Here is a 2,041-nt window from a genome sequence, read left to right as displayed (position 1 = left end):
CACGGGTGACATGGACGACGATCGGCGCCATGACGAGGCAGATGGCGTCGTTGACCAGGAAGGCGGACAGCACGCCGGTCAGCAGCGTCACCATCACCAAAAGCATGAAGGGCGCGTGCGCGTGTTCGATGGCGATGGCGCCAAGACCGCGAAAGGCGCCTGACACTTTCAGATGCGCCACCACGATCATCATGCCGAGCAGAAGCGTGATGGTGTCGAAATTGATCGCCCGGTAGGCATCCTCCATGCTGAGCGCGCCGATGGCAATCATCGCGGCCCCGCCGAGAAGCGCGATCCCCGCCCGGTCGAGGCGCAGGCCGGGGATGCGGCCAATGGCGACACCGGCGTAAGTCAGGATCAGGATCAGCAGTGCCGCCGCGCCCATCAATGTCATCGATAGAAGTCCTGCCCAGTCTGTTTCCGCGCCGAAGCCTGCCACCCACCCGGAGGCCATTCGGGTGCTCACCCTTTAACGCGATGTCGAGCTGGATGCCAAACCGGCCGGGCAGACGGTTTCAGACGCCGGGCTAACGCAAATAGAAATCCAGCCTCTGTCGCACAGCTTGGGAAGAATAGATCTGCTCGAAGGACTCCCTCGCCCTTTTTCCCACTGTCGCCCGCAATGTCGGATCGGCTTTGAGATCGGCAAGGATGCGCAACGCCTGTTCAGTCGTCTCGAACAAGAAACCGTTTTCGCCATGCCTTATGTGGTCGGAATAGCCGCCATGGGAATGGCAGACCACAGGCAAACCGCAGGCCATCGCCTCCAACACGACGCGACCGAAGGTCTCCACATGCCAACCGGTGCGATAATAAAACACGTCGAGCGTCTGCAGAAACTCTTCGGCGGAAAATCGGCCGGGTGGGAACAGTTCGAGTTGCGGATGCGGCATGAGGCTGTCCTTGAGCCCTGCCCCGCCCTGAATCCGCAAGGCTGTGCCCTCGGCCAGCAATGTCTCGTAGAGGGGTATGTCATCGGCATGATGTTTGCCCGGCCCGTCGCGACTCAAGCGTCCGACGGTGAACGGACGATCCGAAGCCAGACGCCGGGGTGAAAAACGTTCGACATCGATCGGAGACGGATGCACGGTGCCTTCGATTTGGAGCAATCGCTTCTGGAAATCAGAAACAAGCACTATCTCGACGGCGGGCCATCCCAGGCTCCGAGGCATGCGCGTGGTAAGGTTGAGAACCTTCGGATGAAGGGTGTTGAAGTCGTAAATCAGCCGGCGCGGCCGTGGGATCAGGTAAGGCCACACCTTGTTGCGCCAATGCGCTCCGAGAAAGACGTAAGTGCCGCCATCCGGAACTTTTCGCGTAAGCGGGGAAATACGACGTATCGGGAATTGCCGCATTAATTCATCTGAAGCCCTCGATGACGCAGCCCAAAGGCGCACTTCCGAATCGGCGCTCAACAGCCGATAGAGTTCCAAAGTCTTGAGATCACTGCCGCCGAAGGGGTCCTGAAAGCCGTTGAACAAATGGATCATAATAACTGTGCTTACCTGACCGTTCCCGCCACATGCCCGCCAGCATCAAAAATCATGATCGCATGTCGGCCGGAACGCATAGAAACTCAGGAGTCAGAACCGTTTCTACCAACAACGAAACATCGTCAATGCGGGGGAGTATACCGGCAAGCGGTTGCAGTCCATGGCCTATCAGAGCCAGCATGCTATCCGTAAAGATCGGATTTCCTGCACATGACTGTAAGCTCTGAAAGCGTAGAGGAGCGGTCTGCGCTTCCCGATCCAGTAATCTGCAAGTTTCTGCCATCAATGCACGGTGGCAACCCCGGGCGGAGGCGCCGGAGACGTTCCGGCCGGATCGAAGCTGACTTGATCGCGTCCGTTCGACTTGGCCGTGTAAAGCCTTTTGTCGGCAGCGGAGAAGATTTCCTCATAGGTGATCGGGCCGGTAAAGCTTGTGCCGCCAATGCTGACGGAAAGCGGACAAGGCCTGCCGCCGGGTGAGAATTCCATCTCCCTGATACGCCGGCGGATGCTTTCGGCGACCACCCAGGATTGCGAGGGGTCCACGC

Annotated in this window: 3 protein-coding genes; all 3 read right to left on the bottom strand. The window is 58.9% G+C overall.

Features of this window, described 5'->3' with window-relative positions:
• A partial coding sequence (locus EOD15_RS33415; RefSeq protein ID WP_281035597.1) for an SLC13 family permease occupies positions 1-394 on the bottom strand: 394 nt, incomplete at its 3' end.
• A gap of 133 nt (positions 395-527) precedes the next feature.
• Positions 528-1,490, bottom strand: a complete 963-nt coding sequence (locus EOD15_RS33410; protein WP_127319255.1) for a glycosyltransferase — start codon at positions 1,488-1,490, stop codon at positions 528-530.
• Positions 1,491-1,775: 285 nt separating this feature from the next.
• Positions 1,776-2,041 (bottom strand): GGDEF domain-containing protein (locus EOD15_RS33405; protein WP_148129794.1); only part of this gene is annotated, 266 nt, incomplete at its 5' end.

Origin of the sequence: Mesorhizobium sp. M7A.T.Ca.US.000.02.2.1, from assembly GCF_003996995.1 — a bacterium.
GTDB lineage: Bacteria > Pseudomonadota > Alphaproteobacteria > Rhizobiales > Rhizobiaceae > Mesorhizobium.
The sequence above is the reverse complement of the archived record's forward strand: the minus strand, read 5'-3'. Positions and strand labels throughout refer to the sequence as shown.

Coding starts and splice junctions, on each gene's coding strand:
- EOD15_RS33410 (WP_127319255.1), bottom strand. CDS start 1,490: ATGATCCATTTGTTCAACGGCTTTCAGGACCCCTTCGGCGGCAGTGAT.